This is a genomic window from Oleiphilus sp. HI0123, from assembly GCF_001635315.1.
This window is the reverse complement of record NZ_LWGE01001011.1, coordinates 1-422: the sequence shown is the minus strand read 5'-3', so window position 1 is coordinate 422 and position 422 is coordinate 1. Positions and strand designations below refer to the sequence as shown.

Sequence of the window (422 nt, the reverse complement as noted above, 5' to 3'; positions counted from 1 at the left end):
AATGGAAACGGGAGTCAATTTTGGAGGTGAACTGATCTCGGGCGCCTTATCTCATGAGCTAGCGCCAAGCTATCTCGATATGATGCAGTACAATCTAGCGAAAATTTATCAAGCCTTGAAGTAAGCTGGGCTGAGTTATAAGTCCAGTTCTGGAACACTTTGGTCGACGGTACAATGGACAATCCCATCTTTTAGTGTGGCACTGATTTTGTCTCCCGCCTTGAAGTCGCTGCACTGGGTTTGAACTTTCTGTTTATCGGACTTTAATATGGCATAGCCGCGCCCTAAGGTTGCAAGAGGGCTTGCCGTGTGCAGTGTCTGGGCTAGAATCGCCAGTCTGTGTTGCTGTTGTTCCAGGTTTGCATGCTGCGCTTGTACTAGTTTGTCGTAAGCGTTGTTTAGTGTTGCTGCGCTTTGTTCAA

At 47.4% G+C, this 422-nt stretch carries 1 protein-coding gene; it reads right to left on the bottom strand.

What is annotated here, in order from left to right; all coding sequences use genetic code 11:
- Positions 1 to 135 precede the first annotated feature (135 nt).
- Positions 136 to 422 (bottom strand): exodeoxyribonuclease VII large subunit (locus A3761_RS08720; protein ID WP_304439605.1); only part of this gene is annotated, 287 nt, incomplete at its 5' end.